We start from the raw sequence: 22,094 nt of genomic DNA on the forward strand, positions 1-22,094 counted from the left end.
ATGCTCGGCTGAGGCATTACCTGGTGAAGCCTCTGCCGAGCATGGCTCGGCACTACAGGGCGGCGCTCAAAAAAAAGCCCCGCGCTGGGCGGGGCTTTTTGTCAGTTCAGTTGGCCGTGGCAGTGCTTGTACTTCTTGCCACTTCCGCACGGACACGGATCGTTGCGGCCGACCTTGGGCGCGTTGGCCTCGTCGATCACTTCCGCCGCTTCCTCGTCGGCGCTGTAGCCGCCGTTGTCCTGGTGCTGGAACTGCGACATCTGCAGGCGTGCTTCGGCCTGCTGACGCTCCAGCTGCTCCATCGCCAGCACTTCTTCCTCGCTGCGCACACGCACGCGCGAGAGCATGGTGATCACTTCGCGCTTGACGTCCTCCAGCATTTGCGAGAACAGCTCGAAAGCTTCCTTCTTGTACTCCTGCTTGGGCTGCTTCTGCGCATAACCACGCAGATAGATGCCTTGGCGGAGGTAATCCATGCGTGCCAGGTGCTCCTTCCAGCTCTGGTCGAGCACGGTCAACATCACGTGCTTTTCCAGTGCGCGCATGGTCTCGGCGCCAACCGCCGCTTCCTTCTGCGCGAAGTGTTCGTCCACGCGGTCGATGACCTTCTGCGCGATCGCTTCGGCATCCAGTTCTTCGTGCGCCTTGACCAGGCCAACCACGTCCATCTCCACGCCGAACTCGCCTTCCAGCGTGGCCTGCAGGCCCTGCAGGTCCCATTGCTCGTCCACCGAGTTCGGCGGCACGAAACGGGAAACCAGGTCATAGATCACGTCGCCGCGGATGCCGTCGATGTTTTCCTTGACCGACTCTGCGTCCAGCAGCTCATCGCGCTGGCCGTAGATCACCTTGCGCTGATCGTTGTTGACGTCGTCGAAGTCGAGCAGGTTCTTACGGATGTCGAAGTTGTGCGCTTCAACCTTGCGCTGCGCCTTCTCGATCTGACGGCTGACCATGCGGTCTTCGATGACGTCGTCTTCCTTCATGCCCATCATGCGCATCGCCTTCTGCACCCAGTCAGAGGCGAAGATGCGCATCAGATTGTCTTCCAGCGACAGGTAGAAACGGGACGAACCCGGGTCACCCTGACGACCGGAACGGCCGCGCAGCTGGTTGTCGATACGACGCGATTCGTGGCGCTCGGTGCCGACGATGTGCAAGCCGCCAGCAGCCTTGACCGCTTCGTGACGCTCCTGCCATGCCGCCTTCACTGCAGCCTTCTGCTCGTCGCTGATGTCTTCACCCAGCTCGTGCAGTTCGGTTTCCAGCGAGCCGCCAAGCACGATGTCGGTACCACGACCGGCCATGTTGGTGGCGATGGTGACCGAGCCCGGGCGACCGGCGTTGGCAACGATGGTCGCTTCGCGGTCATGCTGCTTGGCATTGAGCACTTCGTGCTTCACGCCGGCGTTGCGCAGGTGCTCGGACAGCATTTCCGAGGTTTCGATCGAGGTGGTACCCACCAGCACCGGCTGGCCACGCTTGGCGCATTCTTCAATGTCCGCCAGCACCGCATTGAACTTGCCCTTGCGGTTGAGGAACACCTGGTCCGGATAGTCCTTGCGCACGGTCGGCTTGTTGGTCGGGATGACCAGCACTTCCAGGCCGTAGATGCTCTGGAATTCGAACGCTTCGGTATCGGCCGTACCGGTCATGCCGGACAGCTTCTTGTACATGCGGAACAGGTTCTGGAAGGTGATGCTGGCCAGCGTCTGGTTCTCACGCTGTACCGGCACGCCTTCCTTCGCCTCCACCGCCTGGTGCAGGCCGTCGGACCAGCGACGACCGGCCAGGGTACGGCCGGTGAATTCGTCGACGATGACCACTTCACCGTCGCGCACGATGTAGTCCACGTCACGCTGGTAGATGGCGTGCGCGCGCAGGGCGGCGTTGAGGTGGTGAACGACGGTCAGGTTCTGCGCGGCGTACAGGCCGTTGTCGTTGTCGGCGCCGATGATGCCGGCTTCGCGCAACAACTCTTCGGCGTGCTCCATGCCGGCTTCGGACAGGAAGACCTGCTTGCCCTTCTCGTCGACCCAGTAGTCGCCCTCGCCTTCTTCGGTTTCCTGCTTGATCAGGCCCGGCACCACGCGGTTGACGCGGATGTACAGCTCGGGGGAATCGTCGGCCGGACCGGAGATGATCAGCGGGGTACGCGCCTCATCGATCAGGATCGAGTCGACTTCGTCGACGATGGCGTAGTGCAGGCCGCGCTGGTAACGGTCGGCGCGGGTCAGCGCCATGTTGTCACGCAGGTAGTCGAAGCCGAATTCGTTGTTGGTGCCGTAGGTGATGTCGCTGCCGTAGGCCTCGCGCTTGTCGCTGTGCGGCATGCCCGGGTAGACCACGCCAACGCTCATGCCCAGCCAGTTGTACAGCTTGCCCATCTGCGCCGAGTCGCGGCGGGCCAGATAGTCATTGACCGTGACCACGTGCACGCCCTTGCCTTCCAGCGCGTTGAGGTAGACCGGCAGCGTTGCCACCAGGGTCTTGCCTTCACCGGTACGCATTTCCGCGATCTTGCCCAGGTGCAGGACCATGCCGCCGATCAGCTGGACGTCGTAATGGCGCATGCCCAGCACGCGCTTGGAGGCTTCGCGGCAGACCGCAAAGGCTTCCGGCAACACCTTGTCCAGGGCTTCGCCAGCGGCGATGCGCTCACGGAACTCGGGGGTCTTGGCCTTCAGCTGGTCATCGGAGAGCTTCTGCATCTCCGGTTCCAAGGCATTGATCTTGGCGACGATACGGTTGAGCTGGCGAAGCTGGCGCTCGTTACGGCTGCCAAAAACGCGGGTAAGCAGGCTGTTGATCATTGAAGGAACCGGTTTGAATGAAATGCCGTGCGACCTGGCTCACCCCCTGGGTTGACCGGTCACAAACGAAACAGGGCGCAATGCGCCCTGTCGATGGCAACGCCTATTGTAGCTTGGGGCGAACGCTTGGGTTTCAAGCACCCCAAAACAAGTCAGCCGGAGCTGACTTGCCACCCATCAGCCACGGCTGAGCCGGCCGACCGGCGTGTTGCCACCCTCGCCGAGGAATTTACGCGGGTTCATTACCACGCCGTTCTGCCAGACCTCGAAATGCACGTGAGCGCCGGTCGAACGGCCGGTGGAGCCGGCCTTGGCCACTTCCTGCCCGGCCCGCACCAAACCGCCTTCACGCACGGTCAGGCGCGAATTGTGCGCATACAGGGTCTTGTAGCCGTTGCCGTGATCGATCTCGACCACATTGCCGTACCCACCCTTCACGCCGGAGAAGCTGACCACACCGTCGGCCACGGCCAGCACCGGGTCGCCAACGCGGGCGTGGAAGTCCATGCCCTTGTGGTTGCCAACACCGCGGCCGAACGGGTCGGCACGGCCACCGAAGCTGGAGGTGACGTAGGTGTTGCGGATCGGCATGCGCGAGGGCACGGCGTTCTGTTCAAGCTGGTGGTCGAACAGCAGCGATTCCATCACCGACAACTGCTTGCCTGAAGCAGCGAAACGCTGCTCCAGCACCTGTAAGTCGGTGTTTACCGCGCTGACCGGAATGTCCTGGGTCGGGCCGGGTTCGCCTTCACCCATACCCGGGGTTTCCTGGAAGTCGAACTCGCCGTCTTCCAGCTTGCCCATCTGGGTCAGGCGCTCACCCAGCGCATTGAGCCGGGTGGCCTGCGCCTGCAGCTCGCCGAGGCGGGCGGCCAGTGCGTTGACCTGGGTCTGCGCATCGGCGCGGACCTTGGCCAGCTCCTGCTCCTGGTGGTCAACCTTAGACTGCAGCGCCGCGTCGCCGGCCATGCCGATGGCGAAACTCAGGGCCACGCCCATCAGGCAGCCAAGGCCAAGTACGCTACCCAACAGGGCTTGAGGACGATCCTCGAAGAACATCTGAACACGTGACAAGGGCGTCTTGGCCTTCTGTTCACGCGTTTTGATTACGATCTTTTTAAATGTCATTGAAGAATTCTTATGTCAGAGCCGAAATCCAGTGTTCGTTCCCGTTCCGCGCCCAAACAGGCGCTGGAAGCGGCGATGGCGGACAAAGCAGGTAATCCGCTGCGCCGGGCCCTGTGGCTCGATGCGATGGACCGGCAATTGCGCCCCCATTTGCCGCCGGCGCTGGCTAACCGTTGCCGGTTGGCCAATGTGGACGGCGAACACCTCGTTTTTCTCGTCGAATCGCCGGTGTGGCACGCCAAAGTAAGGCTTGCCGAAGACCAGCTGCTCGACGCGGCCCGATCCATCGGGCTGAAGGCCACCCGGGTGACCGTCAAAACTGCGACCGCGTCTGCGCACTCCCCAGTGCGTAACGATCAACGCAGCACAGCAGTAAGCGAAACCACGCACAAAGGACTGCGCGACGCGTTGGCTGCCCTGCAGGATGTGAAATCAACAAAGTCCTGAAGGGCCACCGGGAGCCTGGTTGGCCCCGGCCTCCACCCGACCGTTTCTACTGACCGGATTGGAGCCAGCAGGAATCCTAGCCGCGGAATGCAGCGAAGGAGTTAGTCTTTTGTTAATTAATAGTTAAATTCAGGCTGGAACCCGGATCGGGTTCACACAACGACGACAAACAGGACTAGTCGTAGTCCGTGAAGGCCGCGTCTCTTACGATCTCACCGCTATTTAACTTAGGCGTAGGCCGGGATGCCGTACAGCACCGGCTCGGCGGCTACTGGAGAGTCGTAGCTGGCCCATTCCCAGGCGCTCTGGTCGGCCAGAAGGGCGCGCACCAGCTTGTTGTTGAGCGCATGGCCGGACTTGAAGCCCTCGTAGGCACCCAGCACCTGCCCACCGGCCAGATACAGGTCGCCGATGGCGTCCAGGATCTTGTGGCGGACGAATTCGTCGGTATAACGCAGGCCGTCGTCGTTCAGCACGCGGAACTCGTCGAGCACGATGGCATTGTCCATCGAGCCGCCCAGGCCCAGGTTGCGCTCACGCATGTACTCAAGGTCGCGCATGAAGCCGAAGGTACGGGCCCGCGAGATTTCCTTGATGTAGGCGGCCGTGGAGAATTCGATCTCCACCCGCGACTGCTTGGCAGGGATCATCGGATGATCGAACTGGATGGTGAAACCCAGCTTGTAGCCTTCATACGGCGTAAAGCTGGCGATTTTGTCGCCGTCGCGCACTTCCACCGTCTTGAGGATGCGCAGGAAACGCTTGGCCGCGCCCTGCTCGATGATGCCCGCCGACTGCAACAGAAACACGAACGGACCGGAGGAACCATCCATGATCGGCAACTCAGCCGAGGACAGCTCAACGATCACGTTGTCCACGCCGAGGCCGGCCAGGGCAGACATCAGGTGTTCAACGGTCTGGATCTTGGCGCCTTCACAGGTCAAACCGGTGCACAGGGTGACTTCGGTGACCAGATCGGCGCGCGCCGGGACTTCCACCACGGGATCAAGGTCCACTCGACGGAACACGATGCCATGGTCGACCGGTGCCGGACGCAGGGTCATGTAGACCTTGTCACCGCTGTGCAGGCCGACGCCGGTGGCGCGGATCGTGTTCTTGAGAGTGCGTTGCTGGATCATGTGTATGTAAGGCCGGAGGGGCCGCGCAGGCGCAGCCAGGGGGACAAACAAGAATAACACGCGTTAACACGCGCCCTTTGCAGCACCAAATTCGGCCGTCAGCTTGCGTCCAGTACCGAAAATATCGCCGGGCCGGCCTTGGCCCGGCGATAAAGGACATGGTATTCCCGCCGGGGTGGACAGCCCCGACGTATCAGCTCTGTTTCCAGAAGCCGACCAATCCGACCCGCGGCGCCGCTGCCGGCACACGCGATGATCGAGCCTGGATGGCCCCCGCTACCGCATCAGTCAGCCTGGCGGCGCAGGAACGCCGGGATGTCCAGGTAATCGTTCGGCAGCTCTGCAGCAGCCGGCGACGCCGACGAGGTGGAAGCAGACACGGTGTCCGAACTCGGACGACGCAGGCCCATGCCCATGGTGTGACCCACGGCCTTGGCCACGGCATCGGCCGGGCTCTCGTACTCTTCGAACTCGGCCTGGCCGGTGGTCGCGTTACGCACCAGCTTGATCGGGCCGCGCTCACCCGGGCGCTGCGCGTTCTTGGCAACGGCACGGTTCAGGCCGGTGGCAACCACGGTCACCTTGATCTCGTCACCCAGATCCGGATCGATCACGGTGCCGATCACCACGGTGGCGTCTTCCGAAGCGAAGGCGTGCACGGTGCGGCCGATTTCGTCGAACTCGCTCATGGTGATGTCGGTGCCGGCGCTGATGTTGACCAGCACGCCATTGGCACCAGCCAGGTTGACGTCGTCCAGCAACGGGTTCTGGATCGCGGCTTCGGCAGCAGCCTGGGCGCGGTCATCACCACGTGCGGTGCCGGTGCCCATCATTGCCAGGCCCATTTCCGACATCACGGTGCGCACGTCGGCGAAGTCGACGTTGATCAGGCCCGGACGCACGATCAGATCGGCGATGCCCTGCACGGCGCCCTGCAGCACGTCATTGGCAGCACGGAAAGCCTGCACCATGGTGGCGTTGCGGCCGAGCACGGTGATCAGCTTTTCGTTCGGGATGGTGATCAGCGAATCGACGTGCTGGCTCAGCTCCTCGATGCCCTTCAGTGCCACCTGCATGCGGCGACGGCCTTCGAACGGGAACGGCTTGGTCACCACGGCCACGGTCAGGATGCCCATTTCCTTGGCCAGCTGTGCCACCACCGGTGCAGCACCGGTGCCGGTGCCGCCGCCCATGCCGGCGGTGATGAACACCATGTCCGCACCCTGCAGTGCGTCCATGATGCGCTCACGGTCTTCCAATGCGGCCTGGCGGCCGACTTCCGGGTTTGCGCCTGCGCCCAGACCCTTGGTTACGTTGGTGCCCAGCTGCAGCTGCAGCTTGGCGCCACAATTCTTGATGGCCTGCGAGTCGGTGTTGGCAGTGATGAATTCCACGCCATCCACGCTGCTGTTGACCATGTGCGCCACGGCGTTACCGCCGCCGCCGCCCACGCCAACGACCTTGATCACCGCGTTCGGTGCCATCTTTTCAATCAGTTCGAAATGCGCCATGTCCATGTCCTCTCTATTGCCGTGATTGGTTCGGGCATCCGGGAAGAATCCTTCTCCTTCTGCGCCCGCCCGCACCGGCGAGTTGTTTTAGGTGTACCGCTTCGGGTTGCCCCTGCACGGTGGTTGTTGCTTGCTTCAATGACTGCGTTACAGCACTTCGTCTTGCCTTACTGCTTGCCCTTCTGACTGCCTCACTGCTCTACCACCGGTCCCGCGCTCAGAACTCGCCGCGGAACCAATTCTTCAATTTGTTGAACATGCTGCCGGCGCGCCCGGTGGGCAGCGACGGACGCCGCGGGTGCTCGATCTGGCTGCCCATCAGCAGCAGGCCCACGCCGGTGGCATGCACCGGATTGCCGACCACTTCGCCCAGGCCGGTGACGTGCTGCGGAATACCCACGCGTACCGGCATCTGCAGCATTTCCTCGGCCAGCTCGACCACGCCTTCCATCTTCGAGGCGCCGCCGCTGAGCACCAGGCCCGCGCGCACCATTTCCTCGAAGCCCGAGCGACGCAGTTCGGCCTGCACCATCTCGAAGATTTCCTCGTAACGGCCCTGCACCGCCTGCGCCAGCGAATGACGCGGCATGCGACGCGGCGGGCGATCGCCGACCGACGGCACCTGGATGCTTTCTTCGGCCGTCGCCAGCTGCGCCAGCGCACAGGCGTAACGCACCTTGATCTGCTCCGCTTCCGGGGTCGGCGTGCGCAGCATGTGGGCGATGTCGTTGGTGACGTGGTCGCCAGCAATCGGCAGCGATGCGGTATGGCAGATCGCGCCCTGGATGAACACCGCGATGTCGGTGGTACCCGCGCCGATGTCGACCATCACCACGCCGAGCTCGCGCTCGTCGGCGGTCAGCACTGCCACGCTGGAAGCCAGCGAGGACAGCACCAGGTCGTCCACCTGCAGGCCGCAGCGCTGCACGCACTTGCTGACGTTGGCGGCGGCTGACTGTGCGCACACCACTAGATGGGCGTGCACTTCCAGACGCACGCCGGTCATGCCGACCGGATTGCGGATGCCTTCCTGCGAATCGTCGAGCACGTACTCGCGCGGAATCGCATGCAGGATCTTCTGGTCGGCGGGGATGGCCACGGCCTTGGCCGCATCCAGCACACGATCCAGATCGCCCCAGCTCACTTCGCCTTCGCGGATCGGGGTGATGCCCTGTGAGTTGCGGCACTGCACGTGGTTGCCGGAAATCGAGGCATACACAGAACGGATCTCGCAGCCGGCCATCAGCTCGGCTTCTTCGATGGCGCGCTGGATCGACTGCACGGTGGATTCGATATCCACCACCACGCCGCGCTTGAGGCCGCGCGACTCGTGCGAGCCGATGCCGATGACCTCGATCGGGCTGCCCGGCGAGTACTCGCCGACCAACGCCACCACCTTGGAGGTGCCGATATCCAGGCCAACGATCAGTGATTTGTCACCCTTGCGGTTCATGTCCTGTCCTGCGTCTGCTTTGTTGCCGGCGGCGGGGTTCCCCAGCTCAGCGTGAATCCATTGGTATAGCGAAGGTCGGCGCGCACGATCGGCACCTGGGTGCGGGTCAGCTGCGGCAGCACGCGTACGAAGCGGCTCAGGCGCGAACGTGCATCGTTGCGCCCAACAACCACTTCGGTGCCGTTATCCAGCGCCAGCGACCAGCTGCCGCGCGCGTCCATCGCGACTTTGCGTACGTCCACACCGGCTGGTGCGAACAGTGCGCGTGAATCGTTGTACAGCTCGACCACTTCGGTGGTCATGCCATCGGGGCCATCGAGTTCGGGCAGCGGCGCGTTCTCCAGACCGTGCGGCACCGCGAACAGACGGCCCTGCTCGGACAGCAGGCGATCCTTGCCCCAGCGTGCAAACGGGCGATGCTCGACGACGCTCACTTCCAGCACATCCGGCCACTGCTTGCGGACCTGCGCGCTTTCCACCCACGGTAGCTTTTCCACAGCCGCCTGTGCGTCCTGCAACTTCACCGCGAAGAAGCCCGAGCGTGCATATGGCAGCAAGGTCTTCTGCAGTTCTTCGGCCGGCACGCGCTTGAATTCGCCGTGCACGCGCAGCTTGGCCAGCGGCCAGCGCTCGGCACCCACCCAGCCGTTGACGACCGCCACCACCGGCAGCACCACCAGGGCGATGGCCAGCAACCAGGCGAGCATGCGCAGGATGGCATTCATCGTGCGCCCTCCCCTGCAGCGCGGCCGCAGGCCACCATCGCAGCCCGCAGTGCGGTTGCGTGGGTACGGCGCAGCGGCAGCGCGATTGGCATCATTCGCCCTTGGCCTCCTTGAAGCCGTCGGTGACCACCTGCTGGACAACGGCACCGATGTCGCCGGCACCCATCATCAACAGCAGATCGCCGTCCTGCAGCACGTCCGGCAGCACCGAGGCCAGATCGGCGGAATGACTTACCACCACCGGCTCGCTGCGGCCGCGCGCGCGGATTGCACGTGCCAGCGACTTGGAATCGGCACCGGGAATCGGCGCTTCGCCGGCCGGATAGACCTCGCTCAGCACCAGTGCGTCCACTTCCGACAGCACCGCTGCGAAGGCATCGAACTGATCGCGGGTGCGGCTGTAACGGTGCGGCTGGAAGGCCACTACCAGACGCTTGTCCGGCCAGCCGCCACGGGCAGCGGCAAACACCGCTTCCAGCTCCCGTGGGTGGTGACCGTAATCGTCGATAACGCGCACCTTGGCACCCTTGTGGGTGGTCACTTCGCCCAGGTCGTTGAAGCGACGGCCAACGCCTTCGAACTTTTCCAGCGCTGCGGCGATGTCTTCCGGCGCCACGCCCAACTGCCAAGCCACCGCAGCGGCGGCCAGTGCATTGAGTACGTTGTGCTTGCCCGGCAATGCCAGCGTGACCGGCATGCTGGTGCCTTCCGGCAGACGCAGGGTGAAGCGCATGCGCGGGCCATCCTGCACCACGTCTTCAGCGCGTACGTCGGCATTGCTGCTCAGGCCGTAGCTCATCACGTGACGCGGCGTCTTGGCAGCGAGCGCGGCCACTTCCGGGTCATCGATGCACAGCACCGCCAGACCGTAGAACGGCAGGCGCTGCAGGAACTCGGCGAACGCAGCCTGCACACGCGCGAAGTCGTTGCCGTAGTTCTCCAGATGGTCGGCGTCGATATTGGTGATCACTGCCACCAACGGATTCAGACGCAGGAAACTGCCGTCGCTTTCATCGGCCTCGGCGACCAACCACTCGCCACCGCCAAGCTTGGCGTTGGCGCCGGCCGCCAGCAATTGGCCTCCGATCACGAAGGTCGGGTCCAACTTGCCTTCGCTCATGATTGCAGCGGTCAACGAGGTGGTGGTGGTCTTGCCGTGGGTACCGGCGACGGCGATGCCGCGACGGAAACGCATCAGCTCGGCCAGCATCGCCGCGCGCGGCATGATCGGAATGCGCTGGCTGCGCGCTTCCATCAGCTCGGGGTTGTCCTCGCGGATGGCGCTGGAAACCACGATGCAATCGGTGCCCAGCACGTTGGCAGCGGAGTGACCGCGCATCACGCGCGCGCCCAGTCGCGCCAGACGGCGGGTGGCGGCGTTGTCGGCGTTGTCGGAACCGGAGACTTCATAGCCCAGGGTCAGCATCACTTCGGCGATGCCACTCATGCCGGTGCCGCCGATGCCGACGAAGTGCACGCGCGGGAACGCGCGGACCAGGTCGGAGGTATCGTTGAGGCGGCGGATCATGCCTGGCCTCCGGTGTGGCTGGCGCGGGTGCGCGGTGCCGTGTTCATGCTGCTTCCTCAAGAATGATGTCTGCGATGCGTTCGGCCGCATCGACCTTGGCCAACCCACGCGCGGCTTGCGCCATCTGCATGCGGTGGCCGGGATTGTTTGCCAGCGTGCGCAGCACGCCTTCCAGGTTGGTCGCCAGCGCGTCGTCCTGCTTGAGCAGTTCGGCGGCGCCGCGTTCGACCAGATATTCGGCATTGCGGGTCTGGTGGTCGTCGACCGCAGCGGCGAACGGCACCAGCACGCTGCCGATACCGACGGCGCACAACTCGGCCAGGGTCGACGCGCCGGAACGGCACACCACCAGATCGGCCCAGCTGTAAGCGGCTGCCATGTCCTTGATGAACATGTCGACGCGGCCTTCCACACCAGCAGCGCGGTAGGCCTGCAGTGCTTCTTCGTGCAGCTTCTCGCCGCACTGGTGCCAGACTTCGATGGCGACCTTATTGCTCAGCGCAGCCAAGGCCTTGGGCATGGCGTTGTTCAAAGCGCGGGCGCCCTGGCTGCCGCCCAGTACCAACACCCGCATCGGCCCACCGCGACCGGCCAGACGCTGCTCCGGTGCCGGCAATGCGGCGATCTCAGTGCGCACCGGATTACCAACCACTTCTTCCTTGCCACCGGCAAAGCTGCCCGGGAAGCCGGACAGCACCCGTCGTGCAAAGCGCGACAGGATGCGATTGGTCATGCCCGGCGCACGGTTCTGTTCGTGCACCAGCAGCGGCAGGCCATGCAGTCGAGCGGCAATGCCACCCGGTCCGGAAGCAAAACCACCAAAGGCCACCACTGCACGCGGCTTGCGATCACGCAGCACATAACCTGCACTGCGAATCGCACGCATCACCCGGATCGGTGCACCCAGCAGCGCCAACTTGCCCTTGCCGCGCAGGCCGGAGATGGCCAGCGTGTCGACATGGATGTCGTGCTGCGGCACCAGGCGGGTTTCCATCGCGCCATCGGCGCCCAGCCAGGTGACCGGGATGCCCCGCTCACGCAGCACCTTGGCCACGGCCAGACCCGGGAAGATATGACCACCGGTACCGCCGGCCATGATCATCACCGGACGCTGATCCAGATTCTTGTTCGCAGCTGCCATCACGCGATCCTCCCGAAGGTAGGCTCGACGCGCTGCTGCATGCGGCTGGTGCCGCGTGCAGCACTGCTCTGCATTGCCGCGGCAACCGCACTGGCGGTTTCCGTACGCGGCTCAGCCGGTGCGCCGTCGTGCGCTTCGGCAATATCCGGCTCGGCACCTTCGAGGTCCTCGCGGACTTCCTGGCGGCGCACCGCACGGTTGTATTCGTAGGACACGCGCAGCAGCAGGCCCATCGCCACGCAGGTCATCATCACGCTGGAGCCGCCGGAAGAAATCAGCGGCAGGGTCAGGCCCTTGGTCGGCAGCATGCCCAGGTTGACGCCGATCGAGACGAAGGTCTGCAGGCTGATCCACAAGGCGATGCCGAAGGCGATGTAACCGGCAAAGTGGCGGCGCATTTCAATGCAGCGCAGGCCCAGCCAGAAGGCACGGCCAACCAGCAGCACGTACAGGCTGATGATGCCGCACACACCGAGGAAACCGAGCTCCTCGGCGATCACCGAGAAGATGAAATCGGTATGCGATTCGGGCAGGTAGTTGAGCTTCTGGATCGACGCACCCAGGCCCACGCCGGTCCACTCGCCACGGCCGATCGCCATCAGCGCATTGGACAGCTGGTAACCCGAACCCAGCTGGTCCTGCCACGGATCCATGAACGAGGTAACGCGGCGCATGCGGTAGGGCTCGAAGATCACCAGCGCGATCAGGCCCGGCAGCAGCAGCAGCACCGGCAGGATGATGCGCTTGATCTGCGCGCCGCCCAGCACCAGCATGCAGGTGGTGATGCCCAGCAACAGCATCGACGAACCGAAGTCAGGCTGCAGCAGCAGCAATACGACCAGCACGCCAACCACACCGACCGGCTTGAGCATGGCCTGCCAGGTGGCATTGACCTCGTCGCGGAAGCGCACCAGATAGCTGGACAACCAGACGATGTACAGCACCTTGACCGCTTCTACGGTCTGGAACTTGGAGAAGCCCAGATTGATCCAGCGCTGCGCGCCGTTGACGCTGCTGCCAAGGCCCGGCACGAACACCACGATCAACAGGGCGAAGCAGCCCAGCAACAGCAGCTGGTTGTACTTCTCGATTTCCTTCAACTCCACCCGCATCGTCACCGCGGCCAGGACCACACCAATGGCGATGAAGATCAGGTGGCGGGTGAGGTAATAGAACGGACTCTGCGTCAGCGCGATGGAGCTGGAAGCCACCATCACGATCCCGAGCGAAGCCAGCGCCACGGCGGCGCCGAGCAGCCACTTGTCGTAGCTGCCACCAATGGCTTCAAGTCGGGTTGCCTGACGCGAGTAGTCGTCCATCAGCGCACCTTTAGGGTTGCCAGGCCGATCAACACCAGCACCACCGAGATGATCCAGAAGCGCACGATCACGCGCGGTTCCGGCCAGCCCTTCAGCTCGAAGTGGTGATGGATCGGTGCCATGCGGAACACGCGCTTGCCGGTGAGCTTGAACGAAGCCACCTGGATCATCACCGACAGGGTTTCGATCACGAACACGCCGCCCATGATCACCAGCACCAGCTCCTGGCGCACGATCACCGCGATGGTGCCAAGCACCGCGCCCAGCGCCAGCGCGCCGACGTCGCCCATGAACACCATCGCCGGATAGGTGTTGAACCAGAGGAAGCCCAGCCCCGCGCCTGCAATCGCCGCGCAGATGATGACCAGTTCACCGGCACCGGGAATCTGCGGAATCTGCAGGTAGCTGGAAAACACCGCGTTGCCCGAGGCATAGGCGAACACGCCCAGTGCACAGGCCACCAGCACCGTTGGCATGATCGCCAGACCATCCAGACCATCGGTCAGGTTGACCGCGTTGGAGAAACCCACAATCCAGAAGTAGGCAATCGCGACGAAGCTGATGCCTGCCAGTGGCAATGCAATCGACTTGAACATCGGGATGTAGAAGGTCAGCTCAGCCGGCACTACCGCGGTCTTGTACAGGAAGATGCCTGCGGCCAGACCAAAGATCGACTGCAGCGCGTACTTCCAACGCGACTTCAGGCCGTTCGGATCGCGCTTGGCGATCTTCAACCAATCGTCGTACCAGCCGATGGCGCCGAAGCACAGCATCACCACCAGCACCAACCACACGTAACGGTTGCGCAGGTCGCCCCACATCAGCACCGAGACCAGCACCGTGGTCAGGATCAAGCCGCCGCCCATGGTCGGCGTGCCGGCCTTGGAGAAGTGCGACTGCGGGCCATCCTTGCGGATCGGCTGGCCGCCCTTGAGCTGGGCCAGGCGACGGATCGCCATCGGACCCAACCACAGTGACAGCGACAACGCGGTCAGCGCGGCGAGGATGCCGCGGAAGGTGATGTAGTTGAACAACCGGAACAGGCCGTCCAACTGCTGCAGCCAACGGGCCAATTCAAGCAACATGTGTAGTGTCCTCGCCGCGCTTCAACAGCGCAGTCACAATCTTGTCCATGGCGCTGCCGCGCGAGCCTTTGACCAGGCAACGCACACCAGCATGAAGTTCGGTTTCCAGTGCGGCAGCCAGCGCGGCATGGGAGTCGAAATGCCGCCCGCCTTCGCCGAATGCCACCGATGCCGCTGCGCTCAGTGGGCCCAGCGTATACAGACGCTTCAGCCCGGCTTCGCGGGCGCGCTGGCCGGCCTGCGCGTGCAGCGACTGCGCGTCCGGGCCCAGCTCGCGCATATCGCCCAGCACCAGCCAACCCTCGCCCTTGCCGGCTGCCAGCGCGGTGATCGCCGCAGCCAGTGAACCCGGGTTGGCGTTATAGCTGTCGTCGATCAGCACCGCGCCGTTGTCCAGCACGTGCCCGACCTGACGGCCGGCGACCGGGCGCGCCTGCGCCAGTCCTTCGACCACCAGCGGCAACGCAATACCGGCGGCCAGTGCCATCGAGGCGGCAGCCAATGCGTTCAGCACGTTATGGCGACCCGGCAACTGCAGCGCCACCTCGGCATCACCTTGCGGCGTGCGCAGCTGGAAGCGCGAACCAGCCTCGTCGAGCACGATGCCGGTTGCAGTGACATCGGCGCTGACTTCCAGCCCGAAGCGGATCACCTGATGGTCACCAGCACGCGAGGCGAAATACGGCGAGAACGCATCGTCGGCATTGACCACCGCAACACCACCATCGCGCAAGTCGTCGTAGACGGCTGCCTTGGTGTTGGCGATCTCCAGCAGGCTGCCCATGCGCTCCAGATGCGCCGGGGCGACATTGTTGACGATGGACACGTCCGGCGCGGCGATGGCGGTCAGATAGGCGATATCGCCAGGTTTGCCGGTGCCCATCTCGTAGATGGCGAAGTCGGCATCTTCCGGCGCATCAATCACCGCCAGCGGCAGGCCGATTTCGTTGTTGCGGTTGCCCGGCGTGGCATACACATGCTGGCCCAGCATCGCAGCAGCGTGCTGCATCACGGCCAGCAGCAGGTTCTTGACGCTGGTCTTGCCGTTGCTGCCAGTGATGGCGAACACACGGGTAGCGCGCTGCTGCTGCATCGCTGCGGCAATCTTCGCCAGCGCCAGCTCGGTGTTGGCAACCACGATCTGCGGCACTTCCAGCGGCAACAGGCGCTCCAACAGCAAGGCGCTGGCGCCCTGCTCGACCGCCTTGGCGGCAAAGTCATGGCCGTCAAAACGCTCACCGCGCAGGGCGACGTACAGACTGCCCGCCGCCAGCGTGCGCGTGTCATTGCTGACCGCATCGATGCTGGCGTCGTCGCCGTGGATCTCACCACCGGCCCAATGCGCGATCAGCGACAGCGGCGTGCGCTTCATGCGTGCACCTCGCCATTGTTCCTGCGCGCCTGCAATGCGCGCGATGCCACATCGGTGTCATCGAAAGGATGTTTGATACCTGCAATCTCCTGGTAGGGCTCATGGCCCTTGCCGGCGATCAACACGATGTCGCCGGCCCCTGCCTGTGCAACTGCGGCGTCGATGGCGCGGGCGCGATCGCGCACCACGTTGATCTCAGCAAGGCATGGTGCTCCTTCGCGTCCTGCGACCGCACCACTTGTGCCTCCGTGCACGGCGAACCCGGCCATGATGTCGGCGACGATCACGTCACCATTCTCGCCGCGCGGATTGTCGTCAGTGACGAACACCACGTCGGCCAATGTTTCGGCAATCGCCGCCATCTGCGGGCGCTTGCCAGTGTCGCGCTCGCCACCGCAACCGAACACGCACAGCAAGCGGCCATCAAGATGACCATGCAGGCTGCGCAGCGCCTGTTCCAGCGCGTCAGGGGTGTGCGCGTAATCGATGACCACGGTCGGCTCGCCCTGACCGCCGAGGCGGTTCATGCGGCCGCGAATCGGCTGCAGTTGGCCCAGCACCTTGGCGATGCTTGCAGCTGACTGGCCCAGACCATGCAGCGCACCGGCCACGGCCAGCAGGTTGTCGACGTTGAAGCGGCCCAGCAGCGGCGAGCGCAGCGCATGGCGCTCGTCGCCGATTACCAGATCAAAACCCAAGCCCTGCCCGTCCAGCACCAGCTTCTCGGCGCGGATGGTAGCGCTCGCCTGACCGGTCGAGCTCAGGCCAATCGCCTGCACGTCGGCTGCCAGCGTGGTGATCAGCTCGCGGCCGAAAGCGTCGTCCAGATTGATCGCGGCCGCCTTCAAACCCGGGCGATGGAACAGCTTGGCCTTGGCTGCGCCGTACGCCTCCATGTCGCCGTGGTAATCGAGATGGTCACGGGTGAGGTTGGTGAACACCGCCACGTCGTAATGCACGGCATCGACGCGGCCCTGATCCAGGGCATGCGAGCTGACTTCCATCGCCACCGCCTTGGCACCGCCATCGCGCAGCTGGGCCAGCACTTCATGCATCTGCAGCACCAGCGGCGTGGTGAAACCGGTCGGCACTACATCGCCGTACAGGCCAACACCGAGGGTACCGATCGAGCCGCTGGGCGTGCCCAGCAGATGCCAGGCCTGGCCAAGCAGCTGCACGGTCGAGGTTTTGCCATTGGTGCCAGTGACGCCGACCATGGTCATCGCCCGCGACGGCTGGCCGTGGAACTGATCTGCCATCGCGCCCATGCGCGTACGCAGGCTGGGCACGGCGATGGCATCGGACGGTGCCGGCAGTTCGGCCGGAGCCGGCGGATCAAACAGAATCGCGGCTGCGCCAGCGGCCTTGGCCTGCTCGACAAAGCCCAAGCCATGCGCACCAAAGCCGGCGATTGCGACGAACGCATCACCGGCGCGCACATGCCGTGAATCCAGAACCAGGCCGCCGATCTGCGGGTCCTGTGACAGGACCAGATCCGGCAGCAACTGTGACAACTTCATTGTGTGGCTCACTGGCGCACCTCCGTGGCGGCAGGCGTCGGAGCGACGGCCGTCGGCAGTGCGGCATCAAATTCGGCGGTGGCATTGGGCGCCTCGTCCGGGTCCTGCGGAATCGGCAGCGGCGCAGCACTGCTGCCCGGCTTGCCTCCTACCTTGCCTGCGGCCTGCGCGGCCAGCCAGGACTGGATGTCGTCCGGCGGCACGTCCATCAAACGCAGCGTGCCTTCCATCACGTGATGGAAGACCGGCGCGGAGACCAGGCCACCGTACTGCAGCGAGCCCTGCGGATCGTTGACCACGATCACCGCGGCGTAGCGCGGATTGGTTGCCGGCACCACACCAGCGAACAGCAGGTTGTAGTGACCGCGCTCGTAACCGTTGGGGCCGTTCTTGCGCGCGGTGCCGGTCTTGCCGGCCACGTGGTAACCGAGGATCGCCGCCTGCTTGGCGCCACCGTTGGTGACCACGGTTTCCATCATGCGCACGACTTCGCGCGCGACTTCCGGGTCGATGACCTGGCGTGCTTCGTTGCGCTGGCCCTTGATGAAGGTCGGCTGGATCACCTGCCCACCATTGGCCAGCGCCGAGTACGCCTGCGCGATCTGCAGCGGCGTCACCGACAGGCCGTAGCCGTAGGACATGGTGGTCTTGGTGGTGCCATACCAGCTCGGGCTGCCCGGGCGTGCAACCACACCCGACGACTCGCCGGGGAAACCGCTGTTCGGGGCGACGCCGTAGCCGAAGCCACGCACCGAGTCGTAGAAGGTCTGGTCAGGAATGCGCGCCACGATCTTGGCCGCACCGATGTTCGAGCTGCGGGTGATCACGCCGGTGACATTGAGTACGCCGTTGTTACGTGGCACGTCGCGGATGGTGTAACGACCCAGCGACATATAGCCCGGATTGGTGTCGATGACCGTATCCGGGGTGACCACGTGGTTCTGCAGCGCGGTGGCAATGGTCAGCGGCTTCATCGTCGAGCCGGGCTCGACCAGATCGGTGACAGCGCGGTTGCGGCGCGTGTCCGGGGTCGCGCCACTGACCGCATTCGGGTTGTAGGTCGGCAGGTTGGCCATGGCCATCACTTCGCCGGTGGCCACATCCATGATCACGATGGAACCGCCAGCCGCCTTGTTGGTGGTCACCGCATTGCGCAGCTCGCGCATCGCCAGGAACTGGATGCGGCGGTCGATGCTCAGGGTCAGATCCTTGCCCGGCTCGGCAGGACGCACCAGATCGATGCTCTCGACGATCGCGCCCTTGCGGTCACGGATGACGCGCTTGGCGCCCGGCTTGCCACGCAACCATTCGTCGAAGGCCAGCTCCAGGCCTTCCTGGCCGAGATCATCGATATTGGTGAAGCCCAGCACGTGCGCCATCGCCTCACCCTGCGGGTAATAGCGACGGAACTCGCGCTGCGAGAAAACGCCCGGAATCTTCAGCGCGACCACCTGCTCGGCCACGTCCGGATTGATCCGGCGGCGCAGGTACATGAATTCCTTGTCGGCCTTCTGGGTCAGCTTGGTGGTCAGCTCGTCCACCGGCAGCGACAGCGCGCGTGCCAACTCGGGAATACGCTCCGGGGCGCGCAGCAGTTCCTGCGGGTTGACCCAGATCGAAGCCACGGGCGTGGACACGGCTACTGGCTCGCCGTTGCGATCGGTGATCATGCCGCGCGAGGTCGGGATCGGCACATCGCGCAGGAAGCGGGCTTCGCCTTCGCGCTGGTAGAAATCGTTGTTGATCAGCTGCACGTACGCGGCACGACCGACCAGCGTCACCGCACACAGACCCAGCCCCACGCCAACCATCAGCATGCGGGTGCGCAGATTGAACTGCGTGCGGGTACGGTTGCGGCTGGGCTTGTTCATGGCCGGATCACCACGATGTCAGCGGCCTCGGGGAACTTCATGCCCAAGCGGCCACGGGCCTCCTGGTCCACACGCGTGGCCTGGGCCAGGGTCGCCTGCTCCAGCTGCAGACGGCCGAACTCGATGTTGATCTCGTCGCGCGCGTGTTCCAACTTGGACAGCTCGACGAACAGTTGGCGGTGGCGATGGCGCATGAACACCACGCCGATTGCCGAGGCAATCGTGCACGCCAGCAGGACGATCAACAGCAGGCGGCTCATCCGGCCACCTCGCACTTCTGGGCCACGCGCAGCACCGCGCTGCGCGAGCGCGGGTTCATCGCCAGCTCGTCGTCGTCGGCCTTGATGGCACCGCCGATCAGCTCCAGGGTCGGCACGAAGGCCTGCAGCTCCGGCAGCCGGCGATTGGTCGGCGGCGCCTTGGCATGGCGGTTCATGAACTGCTTGACGATGCGGTCTTCCAGCGAGTGGAAGCTGATCACGGCCAAGCGGCCGCCGGGCTTGAGCCGCGCCATCGCCGCGTCCAGACCGGCTTCAAGGTCGGCCAGTTCGCGGTTGATGTGGATGCGGATGGCCTGGAAGCTGCGCGTCGCCGGATGGATCTTGTCCTTGCCACGCGGCATCACCGAGGCGATCAGTTCGGCCAGTTCAGCGGTACGCGTGAACGGCTGCTTCTCGCGACGGGCAACGATGGCACGGGCAATGCGGCGGCTCTGGCGCTCATCGCCATAGGTGAACAGCACGTCGGCGATTTCGCGGTCTTCGGCGCGGTTCAACCAATCCGCTGCGCTTTCGCCCGAGTCCGGGTCCATGCGCATGTCCAGCGGGCCGTCCTTGCCGAAGCTGAAACCACGCTCGGCCACGTCGAGCTGCGGCGAGGACACGCCCAGGTCGAACAGAACGCCATCCAGACCGGCAGCGGTTTCGCTCCAGTCCAGCAGATCAGCAAAGCTGCCGCGATAGATCGAGACACGGCCGTCCGGCGCGAAGTCGCGCTCGGCCACGGCAATGGCTTCGGGGTCCTTGTCCATCACCAGCAGGCGCCCGTCCGGGCCGAGCTGGCGCAGCACGCCACCAGCGTGACCGCCACGACCGAACGTGCCATCCAGATAAGTACCGTTTTCGATCACCCTCAGGCCGTCAAGGACCTGGGTGTACAGCACCGGCAGGTGAGCTGCCGGCGGCTGCGACACCGTTGGGTGACCGGCCTGCGCTCCACCGCGCACCCGGGCACCCCGGCTCACAACTTCAGATCGAGAAGCCCATCGCCCAGATCCTCGTCAGACAACGTCTGCTGGATCAGTGCGCGATGCGCTTGCTCGCTCCACAATTCAAACTTTTCACCCATGCCCATCAGCACTGCTTTCTTCTCGATGCCCACCGCGCTGCGGTGACTGGACGGCAGGCTGATACGGCCATTGCCATCCAGTTCCAGATGGGCGGCCGAGCCGACAAGCTTCTGCTGCAGGGTGCGCACTACGCGCTGGGTATTGGGCTTTGCCATTACGTCGTCCCGCACCCGCTCCCACTCCTGCTCTGAGTACAACCACAAGCAACCGGCTTCGAACGGGTTGTAGGTCAGCACAAGGCGATTACCGCTGGCACGCGCGACCAGGTCGCGATAAGCGGTTGGCACCGCCATGCGTCCCTTGTCGTCAACCGTGATGGCAGTCTCACCCTGGAACACGCCTATGGCACCCGTTCGTTGGTTTTGCTTGGGAAGTTATTGAACCACGAAAAACCACAAAAAACCCGGTTTCCCCTCTGATGCCCACCTTAGCAGCGGCCTTAGGGTTGTCAACAACTTTCCGCGCACAAAATCACGTGCCGCATCAATGGTTTGCGCCGATGTTTAGAGAGTTGTTCAAGGTTTATCCACAAGTTACTGGTTTACTTCAAATTTTGAGATTTGTATGAAATTCAGTGGTGTAGAGGTGGCGTGAAAATGGAGCCTGAGCCCAGCCGCCATTCAGCCCCACTTGGCTGGCACCCGCGCAAAACGGCACACTCCGTGCATGTGCCTTGTCGCCCTCGCCTGGAAAACCCACCCGCATTGGCGCCTGCTCATGGCCGGCAACCGTGACGAATTCCACGCCCGCCCCACCGCGCCGTTGCAGCGCTGGCCATCGCCCTACGACAACGTGATCGCCGGCCGCGATCTGCGCTCCGGCGGCAGCTGGATGGGGGTGAATCTGCATGGCCAAGCCGCCGTGGTCACCAATGTGCGAGACCCAAGCGCAGCCGCAGGCGGACCTTCGCGCGGCGAACTGATCGCCAGCTACTTGGCTGGCGGACAGGCAGCCAAGGACTATGCCGACAACCTGGCCAGCCGGGCGCCGGAGTTTGCACCGTTCAATCTATTGGTCGCCGACGCTGAAAGCTGCAGTTATCTGGGCAACCATCCGCAGGCCCGACAGGATCTGGCGCCAGGCGTGCACGGCATGTCCAACGGCGCACCGGATGCGCCCTGGCCCAAGACCCGTCGTCTGATGGGCGTGCTTGAGGAATGGCTGGCCACAGGGAATGACGGCCTGGAGCCGCTTTGGGCTGCGCTGGCCGATGAGCGGCAGGCCGCGGACGCACAACTACCTGCTACCGGCGTTCCGCTGGAGCTGGAGCGATTGCTGTCGAGCGCCTTCATACGCGGAACCGACTACGGCACCCGCGCCAGCACCATCGTGGCGATCGGCACGGATGGAGGGGGATTCATCCACGAGCGCCGTTTCGGACCGGATGGCGTGTATCTGGGGGAGACGCGTGTGGAGATTGGAAAAGAAGGCTTGGGCTCCTAGTTCCCTCCCTTTCGCCGCAGGCGAAGGGGAGGGTTAGGGAGGGGTGCCTTGGCTTTGGCTTTGGCTTTGCCCCACAGCCAAAGCAGGATCAAAAGCTCCCCCCATCCGCCCTCCGGGCACCTTCCCCCGCAGGCGGGAGAAGGGAAAGAACACAGCAAGGCAGGAGCCAAGGCCAGAGCCAGAGCCGAAGCCGAAGCCGAAGCCAAGCAAAAGCTACAGCCGCACTTCTCCCCGCCACGATGCGCAGCGAG

The 22,094-nt window shown here is 64.1% G+C and carries 18 protein-coding genes; 2 read left to right on the forward strand and 16 right to left on the reverse strand.

What is annotated here, in order from left to right; all coding sequences use genetic code 11:
- Window positions 1–101: 101 nt before the first annotated feature.
- Together secA and ACVOK8_RS15015 are read right to left on the reverse strand one after the other, a co-directional pair.
- Window positions 102–2,813: a preprotein translocase subunit SecA gene (gene secA / locus ACVOK8_RS15010; RefSeq protein WP_481567534.1), complete on the reverse strand. Its 2,712-nt coding sequence runs from the start codon at window positions 2,811–2,813 to the stop codon at window positions 102–104.
- Between the two features lie 177 nt (window positions 2,814–2,990).
- Window positions 2,991–3,941: a M23 family metallopeptidase gene (locus ACVOK8_RS15015; RefSeq protein WP_481517196.1), complete on the reverse strand. Its 951-nt coding sequence runs from the start codon at window positions 3,939–3,941 to the stop codon at window positions 2,991–2,993.
- Between the two features lie 12 nt (window positions 3,942–3,953).
- Here ACVOK8_RS15015 and ACVOK8_RS15020 point away from each other — a divergent pair, with 12 nt between their 5' ends.
- The gene (locus tag ACVOK8_RS15020) at window positions 3,954–4,388 is read left to right on the forward strand and encodes a DciA family protein (RefSeq protein WP_481517195.1); all 435 of its coding nucleotides are present in this window, start codon (window positions 3,954–3,956) and stop codon (window positions 4,386–4,388) included.
- Between the two features lie 227 nt (window positions 4,389–4,615).
- On the opposite strand, the gene lpxC is transcribed toward ACVOK8_RS15020, so the two are convergent.
- From lpxC to mraZ, 14 genes are all read right to left on the reverse strand, one after another.
- Window positions 4,616–5,527 (reverse strand): UDP-3-O-acyl-N-acetylglucosamine deacetylase, encoded by a 912-nt coding sequence (lpxC, locus tag ACVOK8_RS15025; RefSeq protein ID WP_481567535.1) that lies wholly within the window; start codon window positions 5,525–5,527, stop codon window positions 4,616–4,618.
- Window positions 5,528–5,811: 284 nt separating this feature from the next.
- Window positions 5,812–7,038 carry a cell division protein FtsZ gene (gene ftsZ, locus ACVOK8_RS15030; protein WP_481512177.1) on the reverse strand — a complete coding sequence of 409 codons (1,227 nt, stop codon included), beginning with the start codon at window positions 7,036–7,038 and terminating at the stop codon, window positions 5,812–5,814.
- Window positions 7,039–7,255: 217 nt separating this feature from the next.
- Entirely contained in the window at window positions 7,256–8,491 is a 1,236-nt protein-coding gene (gene ftsA, locus ACVOK8_RS15035) for a cell division protein FtsA (protein ID WP_481512178.1), read from the reverse strand.
- Window positions 8,488–9,216: a cell division protein FtsQ/DivIB gene (locus ACVOK8_RS15040; protein WP_481567536.1), complete on the reverse strand. Its 729-nt coding sequence runs from the start codon at window positions 9,214–9,216 to the stop codon at window positions 8,488–8,490. The genes ftsA and ACVOK8_RS15040 overlap by 4 nt, the downstream gene beginning before the upstream one ends.
- Before the next feature lie 91 nt (window positions 9,217–9,307).
- Window positions 9,308–10,744: a UDP-N-acetylmuramate--L-alanine ligase gene (gene murC / locus ACVOK8_RS15045; RefSeq protein ID WP_481567537.1), complete on the reverse strand. Its 1,437-nt coding sequence runs from the start codon at window positions 10,742–10,744 to the stop codon at window positions 9,308–9,310.
- A 43-nt stretch (window positions 10,745–10,787) separates the two neighbouring features.
- Window positions 10,788–11,885, reverse strand: coding sequence for an undecaprenyldiphospho-muramoylpentapeptide beta-N-acetylglucosaminyltransferase (gene murG / locus ACVOK8_RS15050; protein ID WP_481567538.1), 1,098 nt, complete (start codon window positions 11,883–11,885; stop codon window positions 10,788–10,790).
- A complete protein-coding gene (gene ftsW / locus ACVOK8_RS15055; protein WP_481567539.1) occupies window positions 11,885–13,204 on the reverse strand; it encodes a putative lipid II flippase FtsW in 1,320 nt (439 codons plus the stop codon). The genes murG and ftsW overlap by 1 nt, the downstream gene beginning before the upstream one ends.
- Window positions 13,204–14,289 carry a phospho-N-acetylmuramoyl-pentapeptide-transferase gene (mraY, locus tag ACVOK8_RS15060; RefSeq protein WP_481517188.1) on the reverse strand — a complete coding sequence of 362 codons (1,086 nt, stop codon included), beginning with the start codon at window positions 14,287–14,289 and terminating at the stop codon, window positions 13,204–13,206. The genes ftsW and mraY overlap by 1 nt, the downstream gene beginning before the upstream one ends.
- Window positions 14,279–15,661, reverse strand: coding sequence for a UDP-N-acetylmuramoyl-tripeptide--D-alanyl-D-alanine ligase (locus ACVOK8_RS15065; RefSeq protein WP_481567540.1), 1,383 nt, complete (start codon window positions 15,659–15,661; stop codon window positions 14,279–14,281). Before ACVOK8_RS15065 ends, mraY begins: the two co-directional genes overlap by 11 nt.
- Window positions 15,658–17,181 carry a UDP-N-acetylmuramoyl-L-alanyl-D-glutamate--2,6-diaminopimelate ligase gene (locus ACVOK8_RS15070; RefSeq protein ID WP_481567551.1) on the reverse strand — a complete coding sequence of 508 codons (1,524 nt, stop codon included), beginning with the start codon at window positions 17,179–17,181 and terminating at the stop codon, window positions 15,658–15,660. The genes ACVOK8_RS15065 and ACVOK8_RS15070 overlap by 4 nt, the downstream gene beginning before the upstream one ends.
- Before the next feature lie 8 nt (window positions 17,182–17,189).
- The gene (locus ACVOK8_RS15075; protein ID WP_481567541.1) at window positions 17,190–19,052 is read right to left on the reverse strand and encodes a peptidoglycan D,D-transpeptidase FtsI family protein; all 1,863 of its coding nucleotides are present in this window, start codon (window positions 19,050–19,052) and stop codon (window positions 17,190–17,192) included.
- A complete protein-coding gene (gene ftsL, locus ACVOK8_RS15080; protein WP_282266357.1) occupies window positions 19,049–19,312 on the reverse strand; it encodes a cell division protein FtsL in 264 nt (87 codons plus the stop codon). The genes ACVOK8_RS15075 and ftsL overlap by 4 nt, the downstream gene beginning before the upstream one ends.
- Complete coding sequence (gene rsmH / locus ACVOK8_RS15085) at window positions 19,309–20,277, reverse strand: 16S rRNA (cytosine(1402)-N(4))-methyltransferase RsmH (protein WP_481567552.1); 969 nt, start codon at window positions 20,275–20,277, stop codon at window positions 19,309–19,311. The genes ftsL and rsmH overlap by 4 nt, the downstream gene beginning before the upstream one ends.
- A 14-nt stretch (window positions 20,278–20,291) precedes the next feature.
- On the reverse strand, window positions 20,292–20,738 hold the full coding sequence (gene mraZ, locus ACVOK8_RS15090; protein ID WP_057627453.1) for a division/cell wall cluster transcriptional repressor MraZ: 447 nt from the start codon (window positions 20,736–20,738) through the stop codon (window positions 20,292–20,294).
- A gap of 328 nt (window positions 20,739–21,066) precedes the next feature.
- Here mraZ and ACVOK8_RS15095 point away from each other — a divergent pair, with 328 nt between their 5' ends.
- Window positions 21,067–21,843 (forward strand): NRDE family protein, encoded by a 777-nt coding sequence (locus tag ACVOK8_RS15095; protein ID WP_481567542.1) that lies wholly within the window; start codon window positions 21,067–21,069, stop codon window positions 21,841–21,843.
- The last annotated feature ends 251 nt before the right edge of the window (window positions 21,844–22,094 follow it).

The organism is Stenotrophomonas sp. STEN083, from assembly GCF_056759195.1.